The following is a 20507-nucleotide window of genomic DNA, read 5'->3' on the forward strand; positions in this document are numbered from 1 at the left end:
AAGTGGCTAAAGACAACTAAAAGTAGACGGCTTTACTTACAAAAACAAACGTTTGTTAGTTTGTGAGCCCGCCCCGCCGGTAAATCCTTCGGGTTGCCGTCGATTCACAATGGGCTTAGTTGATTGTAACCAATTGACAGTCAATAAAAAATAAACGCTGGCGCCGCCTTCGGTGGGAAGGTAGGGCCAGCGTTTGCGCGTGTTGAGCAGAACACAGCCCGCGGCTAGGCCAGCAGGTTGTGCGGCAGGCTGATCAGGCTGAGGTAGGGGTAAAGGCCGGCCTGGTCGGTGAAGGGGTGCAGGTAGGCCACGGCCGAGGAGGGCTGCTGCCGCCACAGCTCGCAGTAGTACTGGTCGAGGTAGTAGAGGTCTATGACGAACGTGCCGGTGGTGCGGGTCACCATAAAAATGCCCCAGGTTTTGACGTAGGCCTGTTGCTCGGTGGCGGAGAGCATTTGGAATTGGGAGTACGCTAGCATGTTGCGAGATTAGGCCCAGCCGAATGAAATCAGCATGAAGCAGAGCTCATTAGTGAAACGGCCGCTTCTTGACCATGCCGCCTTCCGCGTCGTCGATACTGTGTTGAATCACGAAGGCCTGGGGGTCGAGGCGGCGGACTTCGGTGCGCAGCTGGGGCAGCTCGAGGCGGGTCACGACGGTAAAGACGATGTCCATATCCAGGTCCCGGTCGCCGCGCTTGCCGAAGCCCCGCTTGCCCTGGTAGATGGTCACGCCCCGGCCCAGGTTGGTGGTAATAGCCTCCCGGATAGCCTCGCTGCGGGCCGAAATAATGGTGACGCCGGTGTACTGCTCGATGCCGTTGAGCAAAAAATCCAGGGTTTTGGAAGCTGCCACGTAAGTCAGAATCGAGTACATGGCCGTTTGAACCCCCAGCACAAAGGCCGCCACGCCGAAAATAAACACGTTCAGCACCAGAATTACGTCACTGACTTTGAGCAGGGGCGTGTGCTTGTTGATGAGCAGGGCCGCTACTTCGGTGCCGTCGAGGACGGCCCCGCCCCGCATGGCCAGCCCGATACCGGCCCCGATGAACACTCCGCCGAAGACCGACGTCAGCAACAGGTCCTTGGTTACGTCGGGGTAGGGCACCACGGCCAGGGCCAACGACAGGCCGGCAATGGCGGCGGCGCTTTTCAGGGCAAAGCCCAGCCCAATCTGCCGGTAGCCCAGAATGACGAAGGGCAGATTGATGATGAGCAGCAGCCACGACAAGGGCACGCCCAGGGCCGCCGATATGAGCATGGAGATGCCCGTGACGCCGCCATCAATGAAGTGGCTGGACAGCAGAAAGCCTTTGAGGCCCATACCGGCGCACAAGATGCCAAGCACAATCAGGCCCACGCTTTTTACTTTTTGGAACAGATGACCCGGCTCGGCGGCGGGGGCTGGTACAGATGCCATAGGCGAAGAAAGACGTTGGCGCAGCTGGCGCAGAACGATAAGCTGGGGAATAAGCATGCTCAGGAGGGGAAGTAAACGTTAGTCCGCTTCGGCGGTCTGGCTAAGCTCGGCCGTTATTGTACGGCCGTGGCGGCGGTCCAGCCAATTCATAACCGGCGTGGCCAGAATACCGTGCAAGCCAATGGAAACCAGCATGGTAAACCCCAGGATAGACCACAGCTGCCGCGGGGCGGGAAAATGAGCCTGAGAAAGGGCAAAAGACAGGTAGAAAATAGAGCCGATGCCCCGGATGCCAAAGAAAGAAATAACGGCGCGCTCGGCCAGCGTCACGCGCGGGGAGCGGGCCAGGGTGAGCATGCCGCCCAGGGGCCGGATAACCAGAATGAGCAGCAAGCCCAGCAAGGCCCCGGGCCAGGTCAGCTCCGAGAGCAGGCCGCGCATAATGGCCCCTCCGAAGAGAATCAGAATGACCACGATGAAGAGGCGCTCCAGCTGGTCGGTGAAGGCGTGCATCTGCCGGTGGTACTCGTGGCGCCGCTCGTGGCTGCGCAACGTGACGGCGGCCACAAACACGGCCAGGAAGCCGTAGCCGTGCACCAGCTCGGTGAGGCCGTAGGTAATGAGCGTGACGGCCAGGGCCACGAAGCCGTAAGCCCCGGCCTTGATGCTGATGCGCTTGGGCAGATTAAAAATCAGGTAAGCCAGCAGCTTGCCCGACACTATCCCGAAGACCAGCGCGGCCCCCGTGCGGTACACCACGTCCAGCCACAGCCAGTGCCCGAGCGTGGCCGCCAACGAGCCGGTAGCGGGCAGCAGGGCCAGGGCCAGGTACACGAAGGGAAAAGCCAGGCCGTCGTTAAGGCCGGCCTCGCCGGTGAGGGCAAAGCGCACGTTGTCTTCCCGCCCTTCGCCCGGGTCCCCCACTTGCACGTCGCCGGCCAGCACGGGGTCGGTGGGGGCCAGGGCGGCGGCCAGCAGCAGGGCGCTGGCCAGAGGCAGGCCCACCAGGGCCCAGCCCGCCAGCGTAAGGCCGGCAATGGTAAGCACCATGAGTACCAGCACCAGCAGCAGGGGCGTCCGCCAGGTTCGGAAGGAAAAGACCCGGTCAATTTTCAGACCGGTACCGGTGAGGGCCACCAGCACGCACAGCTCCGACACGTGGGTCACCAGCGTCTGGTGCCGAAACGGGTCGGTGGGCAGCTCCAGGGGCAGGGCGTAGATGGCCATGCCCAGGCCCAGGTAAAGGACCGGATACGAAAGCGGATACTTTTCGAGCAGGGAAGGCAGCCAGGCCACGCCCAGTATGGCCACCCCCAGAATAACCAGAGTGGTAGTGTAAACCGGCATGGAAAAAAGGAAAATACCAGCCACGCCCAGCATCGGCCGCCGACGTGGGCAGCCGAACCGGGCACAGCTATACATGGATTGAACCGCCGCAGTAACTAAACAGGGCTTCAGCGCCGAACCAACTGGTTTGGCCGCAGGCAAAAACAGGCTGGCGCGGCAAGGTGTTGCCGCCCAGCTACGGGCGGCGGGTCTTACGGGGCATTCGGAGAAAGAGAAGCCCGCAGCCGCAGCCGGAGCAGCGGCCAAACAGGCCGGGTCAGCGGCGGCGTCGCCTGATAAAGGGCGGCAGGATAAATCCGGTTCGGGCTGTAGAAAGCAGGGGTAGGCAGGAGCGCCGCTGCTGCTACATCCGGCCGGAATAGCCCCAAGTAGGACGGAGTATTGGCTTCCTGGTGCAGAGCCTTCGGCCGGGTGAGGCGCGCCTGTTGCGTCGTGGCGGCCCGGGCGGGGCGCACCACCGCGGCCCGGGGCGCTGCGGCCCAGGCGGAGGAAACGGCCAGCCGCAGCAGTAGCCCGAGCAGCAGGAAAGCCCGCAGGCGGAGCGCTATGGAAACCGGGCTAGGCAATGAGGTCAGGAATAAGCGGCACAGGATGAGGACGAACTTATCTAACGCAGCTCCGGCCCCCGAGTTGGCCGCCGACCCGGGGTAATCAGACTGCGCCGTGCCGCAGCGTGGCCGTGGGCAGCCAGATGGTGAAGGTAGTGCCCTGCTCGTTGGAAGCCACCTGCAAACGAAAGGCGTGAAACTGGGCAATGGTGCGCACCAGGGCCAAGCCCAGGCCGTAGCCTTCGGTGGTGTGCACGTTGGAGGCCCGCCGAAACCGCTCAAACAGGTGGGGCAGGTGCTCGGCCGGAATGGGGCGGCCGGTGTTAAAGAGCTGCACCATGTAGGGCTGCCCGGTCAGCTGCTGGCCCGTAATCCGGATTTGCCCGCCGGTGTGGTTGTACTTCACCGCGTTGCTGAGCAAATTGTAAAAGAAGGTGAATAGCAGGCTGCCGTTGGCCGCCATAATGGTCGGTTCCCCGGTCAGGGCCCACTCCACGGTCAGGTTTTCGTCGGCAATCCGGTCTTCGAGCTCATCCACTACTTCGCGCAGCACCTGGCGCACGGCCACCGTGTCATTGCGGGCGTACTGCTCGTTTTCGATGCGCGAAATCATCAGCAGGGTGCGCAGCGTGGCCGTGAGCCGGTGTAGGGTGCGCTGGGAGGTGACAATCTGCTGCTCGGCCTCTTCGGGCAGGTTTTCGGCCTGCAGCATGTTCTCGAAGCGGTTTTGCAGAATACTAACCGGCGTGAGCAGCTCGTGGGAGGCGTTGGCAATAAACTCGCGCTCCTGCTCAAACACGAGCCGGATTTTCTGCAGCATCCGCCGAATGGTGGCGTCCAGGTACTTGAAGTCGGAAGTGCTGGTGTGCAGCGGGGGCAGGGGCGGGGGCATGGGGCCCTGCACGGCCCGCAGCCGCTCCACAATCTGGTCCACGGGCCGCAGCAAAAAGTTGATGACGCCCAGCTCGATGAGCAGCGTGGTGAGCACGGCAAAGGCCAGGGCGTAGGCTGCCAAGGAGCGCAGCAGGGCGTACACGTCTTCCACCGAAGCTATGCTCTTGCCGATTTCGACGGTGTAGGCCTGGCCCTTGAGCTGAAACGTGTGGCGCAGCACCCGAAAGTCGACCAGCTCGCCGTGCTGCTGCCGGGGCAGGGTCGCCACCGTGTCGGGCTGGCTGCGCACGGCGTGACGCAGGTCGATAAATTCGTCCTGCAGCAAGTCGTAGTGCACTTTCTGATCGGGGTAGGGCTCGGTCAGGAAGCTCTCGATGCCGGTTTGCTCGATGCGGCGCATTACCCGCTGCCGCTCGCTGCGCAGGCTCTCGTCGGTGTGGCGCAGGGCCAGGGTTTCCACAATCCAGGGCAGGGCCAGCAGCAGCACCGCCGCCATCAGGGCCTTGGAAAGGGTGGTGAGCAGAACGAGCTTTTGCTGGAGCTTCACACTTCCTGGGTGGGCTTAAACCGGTAGCCGATGCCGCGCACCGTCTCGACCCAGTCGCGGGTGTCGAAGGCGCCCAGCTTTTTGCGAATGTTCTTGACGTGCACGTCGATAAAGTTCGAGTCGTGGTCATCCCGGTCGCTGATCATATTGCCCCAGATATGCTCGCTGAGCTGCATGCGCGTGAGCACCCGGCCGCGGTGCAGCAGCAGGTAGTGCAGCAAATCGAACTCGCGCCGGGTGAGCACCACTTCCGCCCCGCTGTGGCGCAACGACCGTTCGCTGAGGTTAATCACAAAGCCGCCAAACGACAACGTATCCTGGGTTACGCCGTGCTTGCGCCGGGTAATGGCCTGCATGCGCGAGCCCAGCTCCATGAGCGAATAGGGCTTGGGCAGGTAATCGTCGGCGCCGAGCTGCAGGCCGCTGATGCGGTCATCGACCGAGCCCCGGGCGCTGAGAATGATGATGGACGCCTGCAGGTTGTGTTGCTTGCGGGCTTCGGCCAGTAGCTGCAGCCCGTCCTGGTCGGGTAGGCCTAGGTCGAGCAGCACGAAGTCGTATTCGTTCACGTAGAGCTTTTCCGAGGCCTCGGCGCCGGTGCGGGCAAAGTCGCAGTGGTAGTGCTCGTGCTGCAGAAACAGGGCCAGCTCCTGGGCCAGGGCGTTGTCGTCTTCAACAATCAGAACGTTCATAAGGGGCAGCGGAAAAACAGAGCGGTGAAAATGGGCTACCCCACCGTCGGGCCCCAGCGGAGCCCGACGGTAGGAAAGCCCGCTAAAATACGGGAGAACGGGCAGCCGCCGCCGACTGTCCCGCTAAATTTTACGCCGGCCCCGCCTCATGCGGGGGCCGGGTCGGGCGGGGCCGCCGTCCGGACCCGGGTGGCCGGGGGCGCCGACACGGGCTGGGGCAGGCCGGTAATGGTGAGCTGACCACCACTGCGGGCGTAGTCCTGGGCGTAGCGGGCCAGATTTTCCAGGGCGGTGTGGTCCACGAGCCGGGTCTGGCTCAGGTCGATGATGATGTGCTGGCCGGTGGGCAGGGTTTCCAGGCGGTTTTGCAGGCTGAAGTAATTGCTGAACACGGCCGCCTCGAGTACTCTCACTTCGTAGAGGCCGGGCGTGGCCTGCTCAATATCGACGGCCGCCCAGAACATCCGGCGCAGGGGTAGGCCGCGCCACAAATGAATCAGGAGCTTGACCCCGATGCCGGCCCCAACTCCGCTGAGCAAGCCGGCCGTTAGCGCAACGCCAACGGTGACCAAAAACACTGCCCGCTGCTCGCCACTAATGGGCCACAGCTGCGTCAGCTCCCCGGGCCAGACCAGCTGCAAGCCCGTGTAAAGCAACAGCGCCGCCAGGGCCGCCTGCGGAATCTGGGTGAGCAGGGGCGCCCCCAAAGCCCCCAGTACCAACAGCAGCAGGCCGTGGTAGAAGTTGGCCCAGCGCGTTTGGGCGCCGCTGCGCACGTTGGCCGACGAGCGTACGATTTCCGAAATCAGGGGCAGGCCGCCCACCAAGCCCGCCAGGGTGTTGCCGATACCGATGGTGAGCAGGTCGCGGTTCAGGCTGGCCCGGCTTGGCAGGGGCGCCAGCAGGTCCACGGCCCGGGCGCTGAGCACCGATTCGAGGGAGCCGACCAGGGCAAACAAGACGATGTAGCGCAGGCTGGGGCCACTGAGAACCTGGGAAAAGTCGGGGAAGGTTACCGCGTCGGTCAGCTTGCCGGGCAGCTTTACCAGCAAGTCGGGGCCGAGGCCCAGGCCGCGGCCCAGCCCCACCGCCACCAGCACCAGTACGAGCGGGGCCGGCAGGTGGCGCAGCCCGGGGACCCGCAGCCGCGGCAGGCCCAGCAGCAGTGCCAAGCTCACGAGGCCAATCAGGCAAACGGCCGGGTTGAGGGTGGCAAATGCCCGCGGAATTCCGGTCAGAAGCGGCAGCTGGCTTGGGGCCCCGGTGCCGGTCAATACGAATAGCTGCTTGGCAATCAACGTCAGGCCAATGGCGGCCAGCAGGCCGCGCACGGCCGCGGCGGGCACCACCTCACCCAGGCTACCCAGGTGCAGCAAGCCGAAGATAACCTGCACCAACCCGGCCACCACAATGACGGCCAGGGTTAGCTTATAGCCCAGCTGGGCGTTGCCGTGGCCCAGCTCCTGCACGGCGCTGGCCGCCAGGGCCACCAGGCCCGCGGCCGGACCCTTGATGGTAAGTCCGGGGCCGCCCACTAGCGCCCCGACCACGCCTCCCACAATAGCCGACAGCAGGCCGGCCACGGGCGGGAAGCCACTGGCGTGGGCCAGGGCCATACTCAGGGGCAAAGCCAGCAGAAAAACCAGAAAGCCCGCCCGCACGTCGGCCCGGAAATACCGGCGCCTACCGGTCGGGCTACTAGCGGGAGCTTCCAGTTTGGTAAAGGCCATGCAGGCGGGAAAGGGTGGGGTGGGCCGGCCGGATCAGCCGGAAGAACGTCCCAAACTTGCCCAGCAGGCAGTGAAGAGAGAATGAAGCCTGCCACCATAGTTGCCCGGGCTCCGGAAACTGTCTACAAGCTGCCGATACCCGCAACTCTGCTAAGAGCCTTACCTTGGCAGCCCAAACCACCTAATCGGACCGCATGAGCACGGTAATTATCAACAGCCTGCAGGAGCTGGAACAGTACGAAGGCCAGGACCTGGGCGTCTCGGCTTATCACACCATCACGCAGGAGCAAATCAACCAGTTTGCCGCCGCCACCCTGGATTTCCAGTGGATTCACACCGACCCCGACCGGGCCCGGGCCGAATCCCCGTTCGGGGCCACCATTGCCCACGGCTACCTCACCGTGGCGCTGCTGCCCTACCTCTGGACCCAGGTTGCCCGGATTGAGAACCTGAAAATGCAGGTCAACTACGAAATCGAGAGCCTGCGCTTCAACCAGGCCGTGACCGTAAACAGCGCCGTGCGGCTGCACGCCAAAGTGCTGACGGTAAAGAACCTGCGCGGTATTGCCAAGGCCCGCATCGAAGTGACCCTGGAAGTGCAGGACGCCAAGAAGCCCGCCTTTACCGGCGTTATCACCTTTCTCTACCACTTCCTCTAGGCCGGGGCGCCGCGCCGCGGGTTCATCGGCCCGCGGCGCGGATTTTACCACTGGGGCCGGCCTTACAACTCCGGTTCAGCTTTCGCGTACATTCAGGGCTTCCCACTGGGCATCGTCGTCCCGCGCGGCAGCTTCCTATTGCATGCTCAAATGGTTATTCTGCTGCGCCTGGGCCCTGATGCTCGCGCCGCTTTCCGCCTCCGGCTATTCGGTGCTCACCCACCAGGCCAACATTGACTCGACCTGGAAACGGTGCCTGGCCCCGCTGCTGCAGCGGCGCTACCCCGGCGCCACCGACGAGCAGCTGCTCGAAGCCAAGGCCTACGCCTACGGGGGCTCCATCATTCAGGACATGGGCTTTTACCCCTTCGGCTCGGTCTTGTTTACCAACCTGACCCACTACGTGCGCTCGGGCGACTTCGTGCGCAACCTGCTCGACGAGGCCAAGGACCGCAACGAGTACGCCTTTGCCCTGGGCGCGCTGGGCCACTACGCCGCCGACCTCAACGGCCACCCCGAAGGCACCAACAAGGCCATGCCGCTGGTGTACCCCGAACTGGCCCAGAAGTTTGGCAGCGTCATTACCTACGTGGAGGCCCCCAAGCAGCACACCCAGCTCGAGTTTGCCTTCGACGTGGTGCAGGTGGCCAACGGGCGCTACCGCACCAGCGACTACCAGCGCTCCGTGGGCTTTCAGGTGAGCAAGCGGGTGCTGGAAGTGGCGTTTAAGAAAACCTACGGGCTGGAGCTGGGCAAAGTCATTTTCAACGTGGACCTGAGCATCGGCTCCTTCCGCTTTGCCGTGCGCCAGCTGATTCCGGTGGCCAGCCGGGCCGCCTGGCAGTCCCAGAAAAAGGACATCCGCAAGCTCAGCCCCCTGGCCCGCCGCCGCGAGTACGTCTACAAGCAGAGTGAGCGGAAGTTCCGCAAGCAGTTCGGTACGGCCTACGAGCACCCCGGCACCGGGGCCCGGGTGCTGTCGTACTTCGTGCGGGTGCTGCCCAAAATCGGACCGCTCAAGCCTTTTGCCTTCCGCCCGCCCACACCCCAGGCCCAGGAGCTGTTCAAGGCCAGCTTCCGGCAGGTAATTACCAAATACTGCGCCCTGGTGGAGCTGGAGCCCCAAGACACCGTAGCCGCCGCCCCGCGCCTGGCCAATGCCGACTTCGACACCGGCCACCAAACCAAGGCCGGCGAGTACGCCCTGGCCGACGAAACCTACGGCGAGTGGCTGCGGACCCTAGCCAAGGAGAAGTTCGACGGCCTGAGCAGCCCCCAGAAGCAGAATATCCTGGCCTTCTACGGCACCACGCCCAAGGAGCCCAAGGACGAAGACGAGAAGGAGGCCGCCAAGCGCAAGGAAACCCAGGAGGCCCTGACTCAGCTGCGCGCTACGGACGTAAAATAGCCCGGCTTACTGTTAAGCCACCCAGGTATGCTGCGGAATTTTTGCCGTACTTCTTGGGCAACACCTGATTGCCAAAATGGACACTGCTCTTCGCCGTCGTGGCGTGTGGGTGCCGGGCTAGTCGAGCAGCCAGCGCATGGCCTGGCCTTCGTCGGAGAAGAGGCGGAGCTGGTAGGGCCGCTCGGCCGCCAGCCCGTAGCGCAGGTACTCCTGCTGCTCGGCGTCGGCGTCGTACACGGCCAGGCGGGTGGGGGAGCAGAGCACGGCAATGCGCAGCAGTAGCGGGGCCAGCCGGGTACTGGCCAGGGGGTAGAACGTGTAGTTGGCCCAGTGGCCCAGCTCGGGGCTGAGCTGGTCGCGGCGGCGCACATCCAGCAGCCAGTGGGCCACGTGCTGCTGTTCGGCCTGCTGGAGCAGAGCTTTGAAGTCGGCCTGCAGCTCGGGCACCGGGGCGTCGCCGGGCCAGCGCCCGATGAGCAGGCCCAGGTCGGGGCGGTGGGTAAGGCTGAAAGCGGCGGGCTGAAAATCGGACATCATCAACGGACTGACCGGCGCTTCGGCGCGAAGCACGACAAGGCCCAAGATAGAAAAAGCGCCGGAGCTCAGGTATGCTGAGTTCCGGCGCTTTCGGTTGTGGGGTTCGGTGGCGGCTTACTGGCCCTGCTGCTGCACCAGGCCGCTGCTCAGGCGGCGCAGCACGATTTCGGCTTGCTTGGCCTGGTAGCGGATGTCGAGCAGGCGTACTTCGGCATCGAGCTGGGTGCGCTGGGCCTCGCGCAGGGCCAGGGGCGTGAGCAGGCCCAGGCGGTAGCGCTCCAGGGCAATGGCCACGTTTTCGCGGGCCAGCAGGATGTTGGCTTCTTCCAGTTCCAGCAGCTGCAGGCGGTTTTGGTACTGGGCGTAGGCCTGCTCGGCTTCGGCCTCAATCTGCAGCTGAGTCTGGCTGAGCTGGAGCTGGCTCTGCTCCTCGCCGATGCGGGCATTCTGCTCGAGGCGGCGGCGGTTGAAGCCGTCGAAGATGGGCACCGAGGCCACCACGCCGTAGCTGGGCCCATACACGCGGTTGATGTTGGAGCTCAGCACGCTGCCCTGGGCCGTGTTGATCAGAAAGGCGTTATTGATGTTGCGGGTCAGGCCGTAGCCGCTCTGCAACCCAATTTCGGGAAAGCGGCTGGCCCGCACCAGCTTCCGGTCGTAGGTGGCCACTTCAATATTGGTGCGGGCCTGCTGCAGGCGGGGGTTGTTTTGCTGAATGGCCTGGGCCACCGCGTCGCGGTCCAGAGTGCGGGCCACCACGATGGAGTCGGCGGGCTGGAAGTCGAGGCGGGCTGAGCGGCCCAGCAGGTTGTTGAGGTTGATTTTGGCCGTGGCCAAAGCTTCCTGCTGCTGGATCAGGGCCGACTGGTCGGCGTTGTAATCCACGCGGGCCGTCAGCACTTCCACCTTGGCACTCACGCCCACATCTACCCGGGCCTGGGTCAGATCAATACGGGCCTGCCCGATTTTGAGGGCTTCCTCAATCGACTTGATTTTGCCCGACTCCCGCACCACGGCAAAGTAGGCGCTGGTAATGTCGGCCACGGTTTCCTCCAGCGTGGCCCGGGTGAGCTGCTGCTGGCTTTGGTTCAGGGCCTTGAGCCGGTCGTAGGCAATGAACATTCCGAACCCGTCGAAAATGGTCCAGGTGCCGGTCAGGTTGGCGTTCAGGGCATTGGCCTTGCCGCCGTTGATAACCACCGGCGCCGTTTCGCCCCGTTCCTGCCGGGTGTTGTTGATATTGAAGGTGCGGCTCACGTTACCGTTCACCGTGGGCAGCTGCCCGGCGTTGCCGCGGGTTACGTTGTTGGCGGCAATCTGCTCGTCGGTGCGGGCCAGCCGGATGTTGTAGTTGTTTTCCAGACCGATGCGGATGGCTTCGGCCAGCGTCAGCGGGGCGGCCGGGGCCACGGTTACCGGCTTCTCGGTCTGGGCCTTGGCCTGGGGCTGGGTGGCGGGCTGCCGGGGCATGGGCACGGGCTGCTGGGCCCGGGCCGTGAGCGGCAACGCCAACAGCAGCAGGGCAGCGGGTGAAAGGAAAAAACGACGGGCGGAAAACTGCATTCGAAATGAAGTGTGGAGCGACATACGGGCTTCCAACCAAAAAGAAGGAAGCCCGCGCGTTGTTTTTGGTTAGGCGGTTACGGCTTGTTGCGGTTCGGCCTCGGCCTTCTTCTTGCCGTGCTTTTTGGCCGTGGCGAAGTACGAGTACATCACCGGCACCACGTACAGCGTCAGGCCCGTGGCGAAGAACAGGCCGCCCACCACGCCGATACCCATGGCGCGCCGGCTCAGGGCGCCTGCGCCGGTAGCAATGGCAATGGGCAGAATCCCCAGAATGGCGCAGAGTGAAGTCATCAGGATGGGGCGGAAGCGGGCCGTGGCGCCTTCCACCAGGCCGGTCATGTAGTCCACGCCTTCCGACTCGACGCGCTGGTTGGCAAATTCCACGATGAGAATACCGTTTTTGGTAACTAGCCCCACCAGCATGATAATGCCAATCTGCGAAAACAGGTTGAGCGTCTGGTTGAAGTACCACAGGCTGAGCAGGGCGCCCGACAAGGCCAGCGGCACCGTCACCATGATGATGACCGGGTCGCGGAAGCTTTCGAACTGGGCCGCCAGCACCAGATAAATCAGCACCAGGGCCAGGCCGAAGGCGAAGAGCAGTGACGAGGAGCTTTCCTCAAAGTCGCGCGAGGCCCCCGACAGCTCGGTGGAAAACGTGTCGTCCAGGTTTTTCTCGGCGATGCTGCGCATGGCTGCAATACCGTCGCCTAGGGTTTTGCCCGGGGCCAGGGAGGCCGAGAAAGTGGCCGAGTTGTAGCGGTTGAAGCGGTAGAGCTGGGGCGGGGTGCTGCTCTCGGAAAGGTTGATGACGTTGTCGAGCTGCACCAACGAGCCGTCGGCACTTTTCACCGACAGCAGGCGCACGTCGAGCGGCTGGTTACGGTCTTCGCGCGCCACCTGCCCGATAATCTGGTACTGCTTGCCTTCCTTGATAAAGTAGCCGAAGCGCTGCCCGCTCAGGCCCGACTGCAACGTCTGGGAAATGCTCTGCACCGATACGCCCAGGCTCTGGGCCTTTTCCCGGTCGATGTTCACGCGCAGCTCGGGCTTATTAAACTTCAGGTTCACGTCCACGAACTGGAAGGTGGGGTCCTGGCGGGCGGCATCCAAGAATTTGGGCACGGCCGTGCGCAGCTTGTCGAAGTCCTGGGTCTGGATAACGAACTGCACCGGCAAGCCGCCACCCCCGCCGCCGCTGCCAATACTCTGGTCCTGCGACACTGAGGTGCGGGCCGCCGTCAGCTTGCGCACGCCGGCGCTGAGCTTGGTGGCAATCTGGTCCTGGGTAACGGGGCGCTTGTCGGCGTCGAGCAGCAGCACCCGGGCCGTACCCGAGTTGGAGCCGCCCCCGAAGCCGGGCGAAGTCACGGCAAACACGCTGCTCAGGTTATTTTCCCCCACCGAATCGACGGCCAGCTTGCTGATCTGGTTCATGTAGGCGTCCATGTACTCGAACGAGGCGCCCTCCGGACCCGTGGCGTTGATGTTGACGCGGCTGCGGTCTTCCACCGGGGCCAGCTCCGAGGGAATGGCTTTCATGAAAAACCAGATGCCCACGCCCGTGCCCGCCACCACCAGCCAGGCCAGCCAGCGGTTGCGCAAAAACGTCTGTAGGCTGTCCTGGTAGCCGCCAATCATCTTCTCAAAGAAGGGCTCCGTTTTGCGGTAAAACCAGTTGTGGGTTTCCTCGCGCTTGAGCAGTACCGAGCACATCATCGGCGTCAGGGTCAAGGACACGAAGGCCGAAATGAGCACCGAGCCGGCCACCACAATGCCAAATTCGCGGAACAGGCGGCCGGTAATACCGGTCAGGAACACCACCGGCAGGAACACCGCCGCCAGTACAATCGTGGTACTGATAACGGCCATCAGAATTTCCTCCGAGCCCTTGATGGCGGCTTCTTTCGGGTCCTCGCCTTCCTCAATCCGGGAGTAAATATTCTCCAGCACCACAATGGCGTCGTCGACCACCAGACCGATGGCCAGCACGATGGCCAGCAGCGTCAGCACGTTGATGGAGAAGTCGAGCAGGTACATCACGAAGAAAATACCCACCAACGACACCGGAATGGCCACCACCGGAATCAGCGTGGAGCGCCAGTCGCGCAAGAACAGGAAGATGATAATGACCACCAGCACGAAGGCCTCGATGATGGTGTGCTCTACCTCGTTGATGGATTTGCGGATAAACACCGAGTTGTCGAAGCCCGGCTTGAGGACCAGGTCTTTGGGCAAATCCTTGCCATAGAGGGCAATACGCTTGTTGAACTCGTCGGCAATATCAATCTGGTTGGACCCCGGCTGCGGAATCACGGCCAGGCCCACCATCGGCACGCCGTTCACCTTGAAGATGGTCTGGTCGTTTTCGGGGTAGAGCTCGGCGTAGCCCACGTCGGAGAAGCGCACCAACGACGACTCATCCTTGCGGATAATCAGGTTGTTGAAGTCCTCGACCGAGGTCAGCCGGCCCATGGTGCGCAGCGTGAGCTGGGTGTTTTCGCCCTGCACGGCGCCGCTGGGCAGCTCCACGTTTTCGCGGGTCAGGGCGGCCTGCACGTCCACGGGGCTCACGCCCAGGGCGGCGAGCTTCACGGGGTCCATCCACAGGCGCATGGAGTACTTCCGCTCGCCGTACACCCGCACTTCCGACACGCCCGGAATGGTCTGCAGACGCTCTTTGAGGGTATTGTTGGCGTAGTCGGTCAGCTCCAGCAAGGTGCGCTGGTTGGAGCTGAGGTAGGTCATGACAATGGGCTGGGAGTCAGCATTGGCCTTGCTCACAATGGGCGGGTCAATGTCGCGCGGGAGGCGGCCCTGGGCCCCCGATACTTTGTCGCGCACGTCGTTGGCGGCCGTTTCCAGGTCGGCGTCGAGGTCAAACTCGACTGTAATCTGGGTACGCCCGTCGCGGGAGTTAGAAGTCAGGTTCTTGATGCCGGCAATGCCGTTCAAGGCTTCTTCGAGCGGCTCGGTCACCTGGCCCTGCATTACGTCGGCCGAGGCCCCGGTGTAGCTGGCCGACACCGTAATAATGGGCGGGTCCACGCTCGGGTATTCCCGGATGCTGAGGTAGCGAAACCCGATAACGCCGAAGATGACGATGACCAGGCTCATCACGATGGCGAGAACCGGCCGGTTTATACTTGTGGAGGATAAGCTCATGTTATTTCACGCAGTGTTTCGCGGTGGATGGCGCAGTGTCTCGCAGAGGGCGGCCACCGCGAAACCCTGCGGAAACCACTGCGAGACACTGCGTGAAATGCTATTTGGTCACACGTACCGCGTCGCCGGGCTTCACTTGCAAAATGCCCGTGCGAATCACGGAGTCGCCCACGGCCAGGCCGTCGGTAATCTGAATTACTTTATCCGAGCGGATACCAATCTTGACTTTCTTCGGCACCATTTTGCCCTTTTGTACGGTGTAGACGCTGTAGCCGCTGGCCTCGGGAATCACCGACTCCGTGGGCACCTGCAGCGCATCGGTCGACTCACCCAGCTGCAGGTTTACTTTCACGAAGGCGCCGGGGCGCAGCTCGTTGCGGGCGTTGGCGTAGCGGGCCCGCACGGGTTGGGTGCGGCTCACCGGGTCAATCTGCGGGTCAATGGCGTAGACCTTGGCGTCGTACTTTTTATTGGTGCCCTCGTCGGTTACGCTCACCACGTCGCCCACCCGCACGTTGTTGGCAAACCGGCCCGGCACGGCGAAGTCAATCTTAACGGGCCGCACGCGGGAGAGGGTCGTAATTTCGGTGCCGGGACTCACGTAAGTGCCCACGGTGGCAGTAGTCAAACCCAGCACGCCATCGAACGGGGCCCGCACGTAGGCCTTGGCCAACGACGCCTGCAGGGCTTTCAAATCGGCCTGGGCGGTCTGGAGCTGGTTATTGGCCTGCTCGTATTCCTGGGCGCTGATGTATTCTTTGTCGAGCAGGGTACGCTGGCGCTTTTCCTGGTCCCGAAACAGCTGAATATTGTACTGCTGCTTGCGGATGGCGGCCTGGGCCTCGTCGGCATTGATGCTGAACAGCAGCTGACCTTTGCGCACGGGCTGTCCTTCGCGAATGTTGAGGCTGGTAATCTTGCCCGACAGCTCGCTCTTAATCACCACCGACTCGTCGGCCAGCACGGAGCCCGTAGCGGCCACTTCGTCCGAGAGGTTGGTGGGCTTCACCACGTAGACCTGCACCGGCAGCTTTTGGGCGCCGCCTTTGCCGCCCCCCGCCCCGCCGGGGCCGCCCTTACCGCCGCCCCCGCCGGCCGCCCCGCGGCCCCCCGCGCCGCCACCTTTGGCGTCGGCATTCGGGGAAGGAAAATACTTTATTTTAATAAAGGCCAGGGCGGCAATAAAGGCCACCGTGAGTACAATCCACAACACCTTGCGCCCGGGGCGCGACTCAGTTTCTACCGTTTCTTGTTCGTATTGCATGTAAAAGGGGATATTTCCCAACTCAATTCACTCCGTGCCAATTGGCGTAGACCATTGACGTTCAACAACGACAGGCTGCCCGGAAGGGTTCGGTCAAATCCGGCGGCGGGTTTGGCCCTCGGGCAATAAGCCTCTGGTAAAGCCGGCCGGAGTACTGTTGTAACAGGGGGTAAGACACAAAAAAAGCCTGCTGGTTGCAGGCTTTTTCTATTTAGCGCGGGGCTAATTACATGGCTTTGGCATTGATGTAGTTCTTAGCCAGGTTGTTGAGTAGCGTGTCGGTGGCTTGCTCTTCCTGCAGCGTCTGGCGCAGCAGCTCCGCCGATTCGGAGTGGCCCAGGCGCAGCGCGTAGTGAGCCGCCGTGCCGTAGCCCGCAATTTCGTAGTGCTCCACGCGCTGGGCCGCCGCAATCAGGGCGGCGTCTTTTACCTCGTCGGTGGCATCTTCGGCAATGGTTTCCTTGCCTTCGGCCACCAGGCCCTGCATGGCTTTGCAGGTGTGGCCTTCCAGCTTCAGTCCCAAGCCGCGGCCAATTTGTTCGAGGCGAGCCAGCTGGTTTTTGGTTTCCGTCAGGTGCTGGTCGAAGGCCTGTTGCAGGCGCGGGTCGCGGGCTTCCTTAGCCATGTCGGGCAGGGCCTTGGTCAGCTGGGTTTCGGCGCTGTACAAGTCGCGCAGTTGTTCCTGAAACAGGTCGTCGAGGCTTTTGAGTTTGTCAGCCATAGCAAGTAGGGTAGTAGGGTTGTGGAGGAAAAAAGACCAGTTCCTGCCGGGCAGGAGTATTCCTCTACGGGCCCTAACGCCGGAGGTTGGCCGGCCCAAAACTAGCGCTGAGCTTCGCCAGAGTCGTATCCGCCGCCGTATTTCCCCGTACTTTTACCGCTATGAAAACGCCCAAAGAGCCCACCGAAGCCCACCGCAACTTCTTCCGCGACGTGCACGACGTGGTGCGCCTCATTCCCCGGGGCCGCGTAACTACCTACGGCGCCATTGCCCACTACCTTGGCGCCCGGCACGGGGCCCGCATGGTAGGCTGGGCCATGATGGCGGCCCACCCCAGCGTGGGCCCCGACGCCATTCCGGCCTACCGGGTCGTCAACCGGCTGGGCCTGCTCACCGGCCGGCAGCACTTTGCCACGCCCACGGCCATGCAGAACTTTCTCGAAGCCGAAGGCATCCAGATTATCGACGACCAGGTGCAGGACTTCAAAACCCGCTTCTGGGACCCCAGCACCGAGCTGACCTAGCGCCGGCCCGGCCGGGAACGGAACTTTTTAACGTAGAAAATTCCCTCCTTGGGTATCACCTTCTTAAAGGCCGGGGCCGCATCGACGGCCGTCGGAATGGCGCACTCCAGATACGTGGGCGTGGAAAAGTCGGGTACGAAGCTGTGGCAGGCCTGCTGGGTGCCGGTGGCGCAGAGCTCAATCGGGCGGCGCCGGTCGTTCCAGCTCAGGGCCAGGTAGCTACCGGGCAGCAAGGTGCCGGCTTCCTGGCCATTGACGAGCACCGTCAGGGCCTGGGTGGGCGCCGCGTCGGGGCGGCGGTACAGGTAAATGGCCGCGGTATCGGCCCGGGCAAAGCCGTCTTCGTCGGCGGTGATGGAAGCAGCCGTTGCCATTACCCGGCCCGAGGCGAGGTGGAGCTCGTAGGGGCGGGGCTGCCCACCGGATATGGCTCCAGCCAGGGCCGCCCCAGCCAAGCCGCCCACCACGGCCGCCGTGGCAACATCCGATGAATTAGCGGGGGTAACGCCGATGAAGGTGTAGGACTGACCCTCGGGTCGTAGCTCGAAGAAGTTGCCGCGGTGCCAGATGTACAGCTTCTCGCCGTCGCACATACCCCAGACGTTGCGGACCGGCCGCTCAGGTTTTGCCGGGCTCATGTACAGGTAGTTGGCGTCCACGTCGTCGGCGCCGGCCCACTGCTTGCCGGTGCGGGTTCGGTGCGTCAGCACGAAGGGTTCCTGGCTGATGCCCGGCTGGTTGGCCTGAAATTCAGCAAACGTGCGGTAGATGCCCCGGCGCAAGGGCTGCGTTTGAATAGGATAGCGCAAGGCTCTCAAACCGCCCTGCCCGTTCAGCATCTCGGCTTCCGTTAGCGGAGCTCCTACGGCTGGGGCGTCGCCGGGTAGGGTGGCCAGCTTGAGCAGGCTGTGTTGCAGGCCCTGAGCAAGCAGCCCCGCGTGCTTGCTCGTCACGTCCAGGCCGCTGCTTTCGAGCGTTTCGGCATGCGTGGCCAGCACGGCGTAAGTATCGCCGCGCTTTTCCAGAAAGTCGACCATCAGCTCAACCGTACCGGTTTCAGCAGTGGAACGAATATCTTCCCCAATGTTCAACACGTGAAACCGCATGCTCACCGGGCGGGCCTCACTGCCGGGTTGGGTGCGTTGCACGTGGGGCAGCAGGGAGGTTTCGAAGGGCCCGGCAAAATCGGCGGAGGTCAGCACATTATCCAAGCCCTGGTACACCGTGCCCAGGCGGGTGCGGTCGGGGCGGGCATCAACAATGCGCGTCACCCGATACTGCCCCGAGGCCTCAAGGGCAATTGGCTGCTTGCCAAGGTCAACGACGTAGGTTTGGGCCGCGGCAGAATACGAGCCAGCGCTGAAAAGGAGCAGTAATAAGCTGCCAGCAAAAAACTTAGGCATAACAAAAGACTACACAAAGCCCGTGCTATCTGGCAAACCAGGCACGGACAAGGACGTTAGAGAATTCGGAGTAATAAAGGCCCCAATAAAAACGCCATCGGGGGCCGATGGCGTCAGTAAAAAAGCAGGACAATCCTAGAGTTTACAGCATGGCTACCGTCGGGCGGGGGGCGGCAGTGTAGCCGGCCGCGGCTAAGATGGCGCCCCGTACTTCCTCAGGGTTGGCATTCTTGAGCAAGTAGCCGTGGGCGCCTTCGCTGTGCAGACTATCAATGAGTTCGGGTTCGTCGTGCATGGAGATAATGACCACGCGCACCCGCGGATACTGGGCGCGCATCAGGCGCACAGTTTGCAGGCCGTCGAGCGTGGGCATCTGCAAATCCATGAGCACTACGTCGGGCACAATGCCTTGGTCGAGGTGTTCGAGAAGCTCCTGTCCGTCACCGGCTTCGAAGAGCACTTCCATATCGGGAAAGCCGCTGATCAGGGCCCGTAGTCCTTTACGAAACAGGATATGGTCGTCGACGACGGCTAAACGGATGGTCGGTGTGCTCATACAGAGGTAGTTAGGGCAGGCTTTTGATCGACCGGAAGATACGGAATAGGGAAGGAAATCCAAACTTTACTGCCGGCCCCCGGTGCTGATTCGTGCCGTAGAGTGCCGTGGAGCACGGCCACGCGGCTGCGTAAGTTGGTGAGTCCGAGGCCCGGGCGGGCGCCCGGCGCCGGCGGAAGGTCGCCGGCGGCCGGATCGAAGCCGACGCCATTGTCGCGGTACTGCAGCGAGAGGTAATCGGGCCCGAAGTCGATGCTGACCTCAATGGTTTCGGCGTGGGCGTGGCGCAGGCCGTTGCCCAAGAGCTCTTGGACCACGCGAAAGACAATCAGTTCCCGCTTGGGGTCGAGGCGGCGGGGCTGACCGCGCTGCTCAATAATAACGTGGGTGGGGCCATCGGCCGGCACCGTGCGGGCTAGGGCGTCAAGGGCGAAAGGCAGGCCGAACTTTTGCAGGGCGGCCGGCAGCAGATTGCGGGAGATGCGGCGCACTTCGCCGATGGCCTGGTCGAGCAGGGCCGTGGCTTCCTCCGTTAAGCTAGGCTGGCCGAGCGTGCTGAGGTGGAGCTTGGCAATGGCCAGGGTGGTGCCCACGCCGTCGTGCAAATCGGCGGCAATGCGGCGGCGTTCCTCCTCCTGGGCCAGCAGGGCGGCTTCCAGAGCCTGCTGCTGGGAAGCGTCGCGCACCTGCCGCAGTTGTTCCTGCTGGCGCAGCAGCCGCCGCTGATACCGTAGCACAAACCCCACAATGCCCAAGGCCAGCAGCAGCAGCACGGGCGTAGCCAGCATTACGGGAAGCAGCCAGCTATTCATGGGCGGGAGCGGTAAGGCATCAACCGGCCCGCGTACCAAAACGCCAGGGCAAACAGTAGATACTGAATCAGATTAACCATGGCAGTAAGGGTATAAATCACTTGGTGACTCGCCGAATCAGTGGGAGCAGATAACTTGTTGACAAACACGTACAGCAATACCGTACCCGAAAAATACAAAACTACCGCGGTACTTACCAAAAAAAGTGGGTCTTGCTCCAAGCGGATAACGTGGAGCTCGTTGAGCAGCTGTTCGAAGTACAACAGGGCCAGGCCAATAAGCAAAGCACTTTGGAGCACGTGCGTATAGGCATTCATTTGGTGCAGGCCTTCCAGGTATAATGAGTCGAGCAGGGCAAATCCGGTAAAGACTACCGCTAGCGCCGGCAGCAGGCGCCGTATCGTGGGGGAGGTCAGGGTGAGGTAGTAAATGCGGAGAAAGACCAGCGTTTGGACCAGCGTAAAGAAATGCCAGATGCTGTTACCCCAGGCGGGCCAGTACAATTCCTGCAGGCTCGATACGAGCATGATGATTTCAGTGAACACCAGAAAGCTGGCCATCATGCGCAAAGCGGTGGGAAGCCGTGGCCAGCGCCAAAAGGCCAGCCCCAGCGGCAGCAGCACGACCAAACTGGCCATCTGCTCCAGGTATTCACAGCACGTAAGGAGCCACGAAGGAATTTGCATGTGGGACGTGGCAAAGAAAAATGGGA

General features: G+C 62.7%; 18 protein-coding genes. 3 read left to right on the forward strand and 15 right to left on the reverse strand.

The genetic code is table 11. The annotated features are described in order from the left end of the window. Window positions 1–224 precede the first annotated feature (224 nt). The 6 genes from CLV45_RS02750 to CLV45_RS02780 form a co-directional block, all read right to left on the reverse strand. Window positions 225–455 (reverse strand): hypothetical protein, encoded by a 231-nt coding sequence (locus CLV45_RS02750; protein WP_157807247.1) that lies wholly within the window; start codon window positions 453–455, stop codon window positions 225–227. A 73-nt stretch (window positions 456–528) separates the two neighbouring features. Then, window positions 529–1422, reverse strand: a complete 894-nt coding sequence (locus CLV45_RS02755) for a YitT family protein (protein WP_100334861.1) — start codon at window positions 1420–1422, stop codon at window positions 529–531. 78 nt (window positions 1423–1500) lie between these two features. Beyond that, window positions 1501–2769 carry a cation:proton antiporter gene (locus tag CLV45_RS02760; RefSeq protein WP_100336937.1) on the reverse strand — a complete coding sequence of 423 codons (1269 nt, stop codon included), beginning with the start codon at window positions 2767–2769 and terminating at the stop codon, window positions 1501–1503. A gap of 651 nt (window positions 2770–3420) precedes the next feature. Then, complete coding sequence (locus CLV45_RS02770; protein ID WP_100334863.1) at window positions 3421–4758, reverse strand: sensor histidine kinase; 1338 nt, start codon at window positions 4756–4758, stop codon at window positions 3421–3423. After that, window positions 4755–5450: a response regulator transcription factor gene (locus tag CLV45_RS02775; RefSeq protein WP_100334864.1), complete on the reverse strand. Its 696-nt coding sequence runs from the start codon at window positions 5448–5450 to the stop codon at window positions 4755–4757. Before CLV45_RS02775 ends, CLV45_RS02770 begins: the two co-directional genes overlap by 4 nt. 146 nt (window positions 5451–5596) lie before the next feature. Then, a complete protein-coding gene (locus tag CLV45_RS02780; protein WP_100334865.1) occupies window positions 5597–7180 on the reverse strand; it encodes a SulP family inorganic anion transporter in 1584 nt (527 codons plus the stop codon). Between the two features lie 194 nt (window positions 7181–7374). On the opposite strand from CLV45_RS02780, the gene CLV45_RS02785 reads away from it, so the two are divergent. Continuing rightward, complete coding sequence (locus CLV45_RS02785) at window positions 7375–7839, forward strand: MaoC family dehydratase (RefSeq protein ID WP_100334866.1); 465 nt, start codon at window positions 7375–7377, stop codon at window positions 7837–7839. 142 nt (window positions 7840–7981) lie between these two features. Further along, window positions 7982–9247: a zinc dependent phospholipase C family protein gene (locus CLV45_RS02790; protein WP_100334867.1), complete on the forward strand. Its 1266-nt coding sequence runs from the start codon at window positions 7982–7984 to the stop codon at window positions 9245–9247. Between the two features lie 117 nt (window positions 9248–9364). Here CLV45_RS02790 and CLV45_RS02795 read toward each other — a convergent pair whose 3' ends face one another. The 5 genes from CLV45_RS02795 to CLV45_RS02815 form a co-directional block, all read right to left on the reverse strand. After that, the gene (locus CLV45_RS02795; RefSeq protein ID WP_157807248.1) at window positions 9365–9817 is read right to left on the reverse strand and encodes a hypothetical protein; all 453 of its coding nucleotides are present in this window, start codon (window positions 9815–9817) and stop codon (window positions 9365–9367) included. A gap of 81 nt (window positions 9818–9898) precedes the next feature. Next, entirely contained in the window at window positions 9899–11347 is a 1449-nt protein-coding gene (locus CLV45_RS02800; protein ID WP_170061801.1) for a TolC family protein, read from the reverse strand. Window positions 11348–11416: 69 nt separating this feature from the next. After that, a complete protein-coding gene (locus CLV45_RS02805) occupies window positions 11417–14515 on the reverse strand; it encodes an efflux RND transporter permease subunit (protein WP_100334870.1) in 3099 nt (1032 codons plus the stop codon). A gap of 100 nt (window positions 14516–14615) precedes the next feature. Further along, entirely contained in the window at window positions 14616–15779 is a 1164-nt protein-coding gene (locus CLV45_RS02810) for an efflux RND transporter periplasmic adaptor subunit (RefSeq protein WP_100334871.1), read from the reverse strand. Window positions 15780–16005: 226 nt separating this feature from the next. Further along, entirely contained in the window at window positions 16006–16500 is a 495-nt protein-coding gene (locus CLV45_RS02815) for a YciE/YciF ferroxidase family protein (RefSeq protein WP_100334872.1), read from the reverse strand. 161 nt (window positions 16501–16661) lie between these two features. Between CLV45_RS02815 and CLV45_RS02820 the strand changes: the two genes are divergently transcribed. After that, window positions 16662–17024, forward strand: a complete 363-nt coding sequence (locus CLV45_RS02820; RefSeq protein ID WP_100334873.1) for an MGMT family protein — start codon at window positions 16662–16664, stop codon at window positions 17022–17024. Here the strand turns inward: CLV45_RS02820 and CLV45_RS02825 are convergent. The 4 genes from CLV45_RS02825 to CLV45_RS02840 all read right to left on the reverse strand — a co-directional run bounded on the left by CLV45_RS02825 (window position 17021) and on the right by CLV45_RS02840 (window position 20481). Beyond that, window positions 17021–18427, reverse strand: a complete 1407-nt coding sequence (locus tag CLV45_RS02825) for a hypothetical protein (RefSeq protein ID WP_100334874.1) — start codon at window positions 18425–18427, stop codon at window positions 17021–17023. The two genes, CLV45_RS02820 and CLV45_RS02825, sit on opposite strands and share 4 nt — an antisense overlap. A gap of 142 nt (window positions 18428–18569) precedes the next feature. Next, complete coding sequence (locus CLV45_RS02830) at window positions 18570–18983, reverse strand: response regulator (RefSeq protein WP_100334875.1); 414 nt, start codon at window positions 18981–18983, stop codon at window positions 18570–18572. Beyond that, window positions 18980–19795, reverse strand: a complete 816-nt coding sequence (locus tag CLV45_RS02835; protein WP_100334876.1) for a sensor histidine kinase — start codon at window positions 19793–19795, stop codon at window positions 18980–18982. The genes CLV45_RS02830 and CLV45_RS02835 overlap by 4 nt, the downstream gene beginning before the upstream one ends. Then, a complete protein-coding gene (locus CLV45_RS02840) occupies window positions 19792–20481 on the reverse strand; it encodes a hypothetical protein (RefSeq protein WP_100334877.1) in 690 nt (229 codons plus the stop codon). Before CLV45_RS02840 ends, CLV45_RS02835 begins: the two co-directional genes overlap by 4 nt. Between the last annotated feature and the right edge of the window lie 26 nt (window positions 20482–20507).

Source organism: Hymenobacter chitinivorans DSM 11115, from assembly GCF_002797555.1.
Classification (GTDB): Bacteria; Bacteroidota; Bacteroidia; order Cytophagales; family Hymenobacteraceae; genus Hymenobacter; species Hymenobacter chitinivorans.

Bases quoted from the DNA above. Each gene is read 5' to 3' on its own strand.
- CLV45_RS02780 (WP_100334865.1), bottom strand. From the start codon at position 7,180: ATGGCCTTTACCAAACTGGAAGCTCCCGCTAGTAGCCCGACCGGTAGG.
- CLV45_RS02820 (WP_100334873.1), top strand. From the start codon at position 16,662: ATGAAAACGCCCAAAGAGCCCACCGAAGCCCACCGCAACTTCTTCCGC.
- CLV45_RS02835 (WP_100334876.1), bottom strand. From the start codon at position 19,795: ATGAATAGCTGGCTGCTTCCCGTAATGCTGGCTACGCCCGTGCTGCTG.
- CLV45_RS02790 (WP_100334867.1), top strand. From the start codon at position 7,982: ATGCTCAAATGGTTATTCTGCTGCGCCTGGGCCCTGATGCTCGCGCCG.
- CLV45_RS02805 (WP_100334870.1), bottom strand. From the start codon at position 14,515: ATGAGCTTATCCTCCACAAGTATAAACCGGCCGGTTCTCGCCATCGTG.
- CLV45_RS02810 (WP_100334871.1), bottom strand. From the start codon at position 15,779: ATGCAATACGAACAAGAAACGGTAGAAACTGAGTCGCGCCCCGGGCGC.
- CLV45_RS02830 (WP_100334875.1), bottom strand. From the start codon at position 18,983: ATGAGCACACCGACCATCCGTTTAGCCGTCGTCGACGACCATATCCTG.
- CLV45_RS02800 (WP_170061801.1), bottom strand. From the start codon at position 11,347: ATGCAGTTTTCCGCCCGTCGTTTTTTCCTTTCACCCGCTGCCCTGCTG.
- CLV45_RS02785 (WP_100334866.1), top strand. From the start codon at position 7,375: ATGAGCACGGTAATTATCAACAGCCTGCAGGAGCTGGAACAGTACGAA.
- CLV45_RS02775 (WP_100334864.1), bottom strand. From the start codon at position 5,450: ATGAACGTTCTGATTGTTGAAGACGACAACGCCCTGGCCCAGGAGCTG.
- CLV45_RS02825 (WP_100334874.1), bottom strand. From the start codon at position 18,427: ATGCCTAAGTTTTTTGCTGGCAGCTTATTACTGCTCCTTTTCAGCGCT.
- CLV45_RS02755 (WP_100334861.1), bottom strand. From the start codon at position 1,422: ATGGCATCTGTACCAGCCCCCGCCGCCGAGCCGGGTCATCTGTTCCAA.
- CLV45_RS02750 (WP_157807247.1), bottom strand. From the start codon at position 455: ATGCTCTCCGCCACCGAGCAACAGGCCTACGTCAAAACCTGGGGCATT.
- CLV45_RS02815 (WP_100334872.1), bottom strand. From the start codon at position 16,500: ATGGCTGACAAACTCAAAAGCCTCGACGACCTGTTTCAGGAACAACTG.
- CLV45_RS02840 (WP_100334877.1), bottom strand. From the start codon at position 20,481: ATGCAAATTCCTTCGTGGCTCCTTACGTGCTGTGAATACCTGGAGCAG.
- CLV45_RS02760 (WP_100336937.1), bottom strand. From the start codon at position 2,769: ATGCCGGTTTACACTACCACTCTGGTTATTCTGGGGGTGGCCATACTG.